Source organism: Hydrogenophaga palleronii NBRC 102513, assembly GCF_001571225.1.
Taxonomy (GTDB): Bacteria; Pseudomonadota; Gammaproteobacteria; order Burkholderiales; family Burkholderiaceae_C; genus Hydrogenophaga; species Hydrogenophaga palleronii.
Window position 1 is genome coordinate 1 of record NZ_BCTJ01000073.1, and the last position, 6,907, is coordinate 6,907.

Annotated in this window: 4 protein-coding genes; 1 reads left to right on the plus strand and 3 read right to left on the minus strand. The window is 70.1% G+C overall.

Annotated features, from left to right (window positions below; all coding sequences use genetic code 11):
* Positions 1-145 precede the first annotated feature (145 nt).
* The 3 genes from HPA01S_RS22030 to HPA01S_RS22040 all read right to left on the minus strand — a co-directional run bounded on the left by HPA01S_RS22030 (position 146) and on the right by HPA01S_RS22040 (position 4,091).
* On the minus strand, positions 146-1,912 hold the full coding sequence (locus HPA01S_RS22030) for a phosphoethanolamine transferase (protein WP_084360913.1): 1,767 nt from the start codon (positions 1,910-1,912) through the stop codon (positions 146-148).
* 83 nt (positions 1,913-1,995) lie between these two features.
* Positions 1,996-3,357 carry a sensor histidine kinase gene (locus HPA01S_RS22035; RefSeq protein ID WP_157085146.1) on the minus strand — a complete coding sequence of 454 codons (1,362 nt, stop codon included), beginning with the start codon at positions 3,355-3,357 and terminating at the stop codon, positions 1,996-1,998.
* 5 nt (positions 3,358-3,362) lie between these two features.
* Positions 3,363-4,091, minus strand: a complete 729-nt coding sequence (locus HPA01S_RS22040) for a response regulator (RefSeq protein WP_066273600.1) — start codon at positions 4,089-4,091, stop codon at positions 3,363-3,365.
* Between the two features lie 109 nt (positions 4,092-4,200).
* Here HPA01S_RS22040 and HPA01S_RS22045 point away from each other — a divergent pair, with 109 nt between their 5' ends.
* Positions 4,201-6,891, plus strand: coding sequence for a sulfatase-like hydrolase/transferase (locus HPA01S_RS22045; protein WP_066273597.1), 2,691 nt, complete (start codon positions 4,201-4,203; stop codon positions 6,889-6,891).
* Positions 6,892-6,907: the final 16 nt, after the last annotated feature.

A 6,907-nucleotide genomic window follows, 5' to 3' on the forward strand; every position in this document is an offset into this window, starting at 1 on the left:
CACGCGTTGGCCCTTGGCTTGGCCACTGGCACACAGATCGGAGAAACGGATGAAAGAGGACATGGGGTGGGCGGGCGCGCGGGGCACCGGGTCGGCTGAAGGAAGCCCGCATTGTAGGAAAAACGGGGTATCGCCCCGCACGGCTTCAACCCTTGCGTGCCGCCCCCGCCGGCGCGGGTTCGGTGGCATGGGCCTGCGCGGCCGCGCTGCAGGGCAGCAACGCGTCCAGCGCGAGCTGGTGCGCGCGCGTCTGCACGTCCATCAGGCCGAGCACGGTGTGGAAGATGTGGTCGTGCGAGAGCGGTGCATCGGCGTGCTCGCGCAGACATGCCATGGACACGCCGCTGCGCTGCTGCAGGCCGGGCGACAACCAGGCCACCATGGGCACATGGGTCTGTTGCTCGGGCGCCAGCGCGTAAGGCACGCCGTGCAGGTACAGGCCGGATTCGCCCAGCGACTCGCCGTGGTCGGAAACATAGATCAGGCCGGTGTCGTCGCTGCCGCGTTGTGCGCGCGCCTGCAGCCACTGCAGGGTCTGGTCGAGGAAATGGTCGGTGTAGGCGATCGAGTTGTCGTAGGCATTCACCAGCTGTTCGTGCGGGCAGTCCGACAGCGTGATGCTGGTGCACTCGGGCAGAAAGGGTTTGAGCCCGGCGGGCGCGCGGTGCGCATAGGCCGGCCCGTGGCTGCCCATCTGGTGCAGCACCAGCACCACGCCACGCGCGCGGCGCACCGGGTCGAGCGCGTTGATGCGCTCGTCCAGGCCGTGCAGCATGGCGGCGTCAAAACACTCACCGCCCTGGCACAGGCCGGGCACGGGCTGTTCGCTGGCGTACACGTGCGGCACGCGTTCGCACACGCCCTTGCAGCCAGCCTGGTTGTCGATCCACAGCACGGCCAGGCCGGCGCGCTGCAACACGTCGAGCAGGTTCTGGTGGTCCGGTGTTTTGTCGCCGCCCTGCGTGCGCGTGAGTGGCGAGAAGATGCAGGGCAATGACACCAGGGTGTTGGTGCCGCAGGAGCGCACCTCGCTGAAGTTCACCAGATCACCACGCGCCTGCCAACGCGCGAGCAACGGTGTGGTGTTGCGCGCATACCCGTCCAGGCCGAAGTTCTCAGCGCGCGCGGTTTCACCGATCACCAGCACCAGCAGCGGCGGGCGGCCCTGCTGCGCATAGGTGGCGCCCAGGGTCGCGTCTTCGCCCACCGGTTTCAGCGGCTGCACCTGGCGCGGCAGCTGGTCCACCACCACGCGCACGCCGGCGTACACCGTGTTGAGCGGGTTGGCCATGTAGCGCAGGTCCTTGTGGTTGCGCATCAGCGAGGCCAGGCCCTGGTAACCGGCCAGCGTGGCCAGCACCAGCAGCAGCACGCCGGCCAGCACACCCAGCGCGTTGCGCGCGACCTGCGGGCCGGTGCGGCGCAACGCCAGCGGCCGGCGCCAGAGCCACCACAGCGGCAGGCCGGCCACCAGCAGCATGGTGCCGAGCAGCGCGCCCGACATCAGGTCACGCACCTCGTTCACATCGGTGTGCAGCACATTGGCCAGCATGGTCGGGTCGATCACCACGCCGTACTGCCACATGAAGTGGGTGTTGAACGCCGCCATCAACAACAAGGCACTGGCCGCAACATGGAACACACGCGGCCAGACCAGCAGCGAGAGCAATGCACCCAGGGCACCGGTGAGCAGCCCGCCGAGGCCGGCGATCAACACCAGCCGCTGCATCGGGCTGCCGCCGAGTGCATGGATGCGTTGCCACAGCGGCAGGTTGCCCACGCTGGCCAGCCAGAGCGCCAGGCCCCAGACGGCCAGCGCGGGCGGCGTGGCCGTGGTCGTGGCCGCGGGGTTGGCAGGACGGCGCCAGCGGGCGAGGAACGGGGGAAAGGCAAAGGGCAAGGTGCGTGACATGGCCGGCATCCGGACACCGGCACATGCCGGCCCCGGCACTGTGCGCACGCCAGGTTAAACCAGCCTTATGTGCGTGATGCGCGTCATGCGCGCGGCCAGCGCAGGCTGAAGCGGGTCGTCATGGGGGCCTCACCACGGTCACGCTCCAACCGGGCGCCGAGCTGTTCGGCAATGCGCTCGACCAGCCGCAGGCCCAGCCCCAGGCCGCCGTTCTCGGCCGCCGGTTCAACGGCATGGGCCAGCGTGGACGCGGCGCGCTGGCCGTCGTCGCTCACCGACACGCCGAAGGCGCTGCCGGTCTGCCACACCTCCACCGCCACCTGCGTGCCGGGCGGCGTGTGGCGCAGCGCGTTCTCGATCAGGTTGCGCAGCGCCAGCTCCAGCAGCATGGGCTGGGCGCGCACCGGCACCGGTGTGTCGGGTTGCTGCAGCGACAGCTCGTGGCCGCTCTCGTGCGCCAGCGGCGCGTGGCGCGCGATGAGTTGCGCGGCCAGCTCGCCCAGCACCACCGGGGCGGCGGCCGGGGCAGCGTCGCCGGCGATGGCGTTGCGCTGTGCGCGCGCCAGTTCCAGCAACTGCGACAGGATGCGGCCGGCGCGCAGCGACTCCTGCTCCAGCTGCGCCAGCCGCTCGGGCGAAGGATCGTGCTGCGCCGCCCCGGCCTGCAGCGCCAGCGCGGCCAGCGGTGTGCGCAGCTCGTGCGCCACGTCGGAGGCAAATTCGCGCTCGCGCTGGGCGCGGGTCTGCAGCGTGTCGACCAGCGCATTGATGGCGGCCACCGTGCTGGCGAACTCGCGGTGCCGGTGCGAGGTGCCCAGCCGCTGGCCGGCGAAGCCGTCGAGCATGGCCACCTCGCTGGAGAGACGGTCCAGCGGGCGCAGGCCACGCCGGATCGCCCACCACAGCAGCAGGGCCACCAGCGGCAGCACCAGCAGCGCGGGCAGGGCCACGTGTTCGGCGATGTCCTTGCCGAGTTCGTAGCGCTGCTTCAGGTCCATCAGCACCACCACGCGGCGTGGGTGGCCGTGCTGGGCGGCCTCGGCCGCATAGGCGCGCCATTCGGACGGCTGGCCCGGCACGCTCACACGCAAGGTGGCAAAGCCCCGCTGCGGCAGGGTCGCCAGGTTCAGCCCGCCCACCAGGCCATGGGTGTCGGTGACCAGTTGGCCGTTGTCCCAGCCCAGCACCGCCACCTCCTGCAGGTACTCGTGCTGCAGGTCGGGCGCTTCGCCCACCGGCATGGCCTCGCTGCGGTGTGGTGTGGCCGACAGCCAGAGCCGGGCCACGGCGGTCATCTGGCCGTCGGAGAACTGGCGCGCTTCGCGGAAGGCCGTGGAACCGGCGAAGGCGATCAGCGCCAGCCACACCGCCACCAGCACGCCCAGCGCCCAGGCCAGCAGGTAGTGCCGCAGGCTGCGCGCGGGTGGGCGGGCGTGTTCCGGCATGCGGCTCACCGCCGCGCCACCGGCGAAGGCAGCGGCGCGCCGGCCTCCTGCGGTACGAAGTAACCGACGCCGCGCACGGTCTTGATCAGGCTGTCACCCAGCTTGCGGCGCAGGTGGTGGATGTGCACCTCGATCGCATTGCTCTCCAGGCTTTCGTCAAAACCGTACAGCGCCGACTCCAGCCGCGCCTTGGACAGCACCTGCGGGCTCGCCTGCAGCAGCGTGAGCAGCAGCGCGAACTCCTTGCCGCCGAGCGCCACCGGTTCACCGGCGCGCAGCACGGTGTGCGCGGCCGGGTCGATCACCAGCTCGCCGTGTTCGATCACCGGCTTGCTGCGCCCACCGGCGCGGCGCAGCATGGCGCGCAGCCGGGCCAGCACCTCGTTGGCGTCGAAGGGTTTGACGATGTAGTCGTCGGCGCCGCTGTCCAGGCCGCTGATACGGTCGCTCACGCCGTCGCGCGCGGTCATGATGAGCACCGGCATGTCGGCCCGCGGCAGCGCCTCCTGCCCGGCCGCGGGCGCCGGCTGGCGGCGCAGGCGCGCGAGCAGGTCCAGGCCTTCGCCATCGGGCAGGCCGAGGTCGAGCAGCATGACGTCGAAGGGCTCCACCGCCAGCGCCAGCCAGGCGGTGTCCAGCGTGGCGCAGCTGTCCACCGCATAACCGGCCTGGCGCAGCGAGGCCAGCAGACCGCTGGTGATGCCGGGGTCGTCTTCCACCACAAGAACGCGCATGTTGAGAGTGGGGACCGCAGGGTCCATTGGCCGGGGGTTCTCCATTATGGACACCCGCCTTAGCGCCGCCTTAAGGTGCAGATAACCTGGACACACGAGAGTGAGCGCCATGCACGCACTGCCCTCCGCCCGCCCCGGCGCTCTCCTCGTCACCCCCGCGCGACCGCACCCGCTCACCGCCTGGAGCGGGCTGTTCGGCCTGCTCGCATTCGTCCTGCTGTGGGACCTGAGCGGGCTGGACATGGTGGTGATGCAGCACATCGGCACGGCGCAAGGTTTTGCCTTGCAGGACCACTGGTGGCTTTCGCATGTGCTGCACGACGGCCTGCGCCAGGCCATGGTGGGCGCGTGGCTGCTGCTGGGCGCCTGGACGCTCTGGCCGCGCAGCGCCTTGCCACGGCGCGAGCGCGCGCTGGTATGGGGGCTCGCCACGCTGTCGCTGCTGGCGGTGAACCTGGTGAAGAACCACAGCCTGACCAGCTGCCCCTGGGACCTGCAGGCTTTTGGTGGTTCGGCACAGACCGTCTCGCACTGGGCCTGGGGCCTGAGCGACGGCGGCCCCGGGCGCTGCTTCCCCGGTGGCCACGCCTCCAGCGGTTTTGCCTTCATCGCGCTGTGCCTGCCTTGGCTGGACGCGCCGGCCGGCCGCATCCGCCGCCGCGAGGTGGGCTGGCGCTGGCTCATCGCGGTGCTGGCCGTGGGTGGGCTGGCGGGTGCGGTGCAGACCCTGCGCGGCGCGCACTTTCCCAGCCACAACCTCTGGACCTTGTGGATCTGCTGCGCGGTGTCGCTGGCCGGCTGGCGGCTCATGCGGGCGCGGCCGGCCGTGCCCGCTGCGTCCAGCGATGCCACCCGCCGCCCGCGCCTGCCCTGGCGCAATACGCTGGCGGTGCTGCGTCCGCTGCTGGTGCCGATGGCCTGCATGCTGGTGCTGCTCTGGCTCTCGCGCCTCGGCCTGGCGCTGTGGCAGCACGAGCGCATCTCGCAGGCGCAGGCCTGGCCGCTGCTGTGGCAACAAGGCCTGCGTTTCGACGCCGTGCTGATCGGCCTGGTCTGGGCCGCTCCCGCCGCGCTCACGCCCTGGATGGCGATGGCGCGCCCGACGCAGCGCGCCTGGTCGGCCGCGCTGCGCTGGTACGGCGGCCTGGCGCTGCTGCTGCTCGCCTTCATGGAGCTGTCCACACCGGCCTTCATCGCGCAGTACGACAGCCGGCCCAACTACCTGTTCGTCGAGTACCTGGGCTACGCGAAGGAAGTGGGCGGCACGCTGCTCAAGGACTACTGGGCCCACCTGCTGGCCGCCGCGGTGGCACTGCCCGCCATGGCCTGGGCCTATGTGCGCGCGAGCCGGCCCGCGACGCGCCCTGCCACACCGCTGTGCGTCTGGCAGGCGGTGCCCTTGTCGATGCTGCTGTTCGCGCTGCTGGCGCTGTGTGCGCGCGGCGCGCTGGGCCACCGTCCGGTCAACCCGGCCACGGCGGCCATCACCGCCGACCACCTGGTGAACGAGCTGCCCTTGAGTTCGCTCTACACCGTGGCTTACGCGATCTACCAGTCGGGCAAGGCCGAAGAAGGTGGCATCACCTACGCCGAGATGCCGCAGGCGCGGGTGATCGACACCGTGCGGCGCGAGACCGGCCTGCCCGCCAGCGCCTTCACCGATCCGAAGATACCGATGCGCCACCTGCAGAGCAGCCTGCACCCACGCACACGCAAGCCCAACCTGGTGATCGTGCTGGAGGAAAGCCTGGGCGCGGAGTTCGTCGGCCGGTTGGGTGGCCTGCCGCTCACACCCAACCTGGACCGGCTGGCCGAACAAGGCATCTGGTTCGACAACCTGTACGCCACCGGCACGCGCTCGGTGCGCGGCATCGAGGCGGTGGTGGCGGGTTTTCCGCCCACCGCGGCGGTGAGCACGGTGAAGCTGGCGAAGTCACAGCGCGGCTTCTTCACCCTGGCGAGCTTTCTCAAGCCGCACGGTTACGAGTCGACCTTTTTCTACGGCGGCGAATCGCACTTCGACAACATGCGCAGCTACTTCATGGGCAACGGTTTCGACCGCGTGCTGGAGCAGAAGGACATGCCGAAAGACGCCTTCATCGCCACCTGGGGCGCGTCCGACGGTGACCTGTTCGAACGCGCGCACCAGCAGTTCAGCCAGCAACCGCCCGACAAGCCGTTTTTCGGCCTGGTGTTCAGCTCGTCCAACCACGCGCCGTTCGAGTTTCCCGACGGTGGCTTCGATCTCTACGAGCAACCGAAGAACACGGTGAACAACGCGGTGAAGTACGCCGACCACGCGCTCGGCCGGTTCTTCGAGAAGGCGCGCAACTCAGCCTACTGGGACAACACCATCTTCCTGGTGGTGGCCGACCACAACTCGCGCGTCTACGGTCCGTCGCTGATCCCGGTGGAGCGTTTCCACATCCCCGGCCTGATCCTGGGTGGCCCGATCCAGCAGCCGCAGCGCATCAACACCGTGGCGAGCCAGATCGACCTCGCGCCCACGCTGGTGTCACTCATGGGTCTGAGCGGCGAACAACCCTGGATCGGCCGCGACATGAGCGACCCGGCACAGCGCGTGCGGCCCGGGCGCGCAATCCTGCAGTTCGACAAGATCCAGGCCTACATGGAGGGCGACAGGCTGGCGGTACTGCAACCCGACAGCCCGCCGCGGCTGATGCGTTACCACGATGGTGTGCTCAAGGACACGCAGCAACCCGACCCGGCCCTGGTCGAGACCGCGCAGGCGCATGCGCGTTATGCGCAGTGGGCCTATCAACGCCAATGGCATCGATGACGGGGGCTCCCCCCTG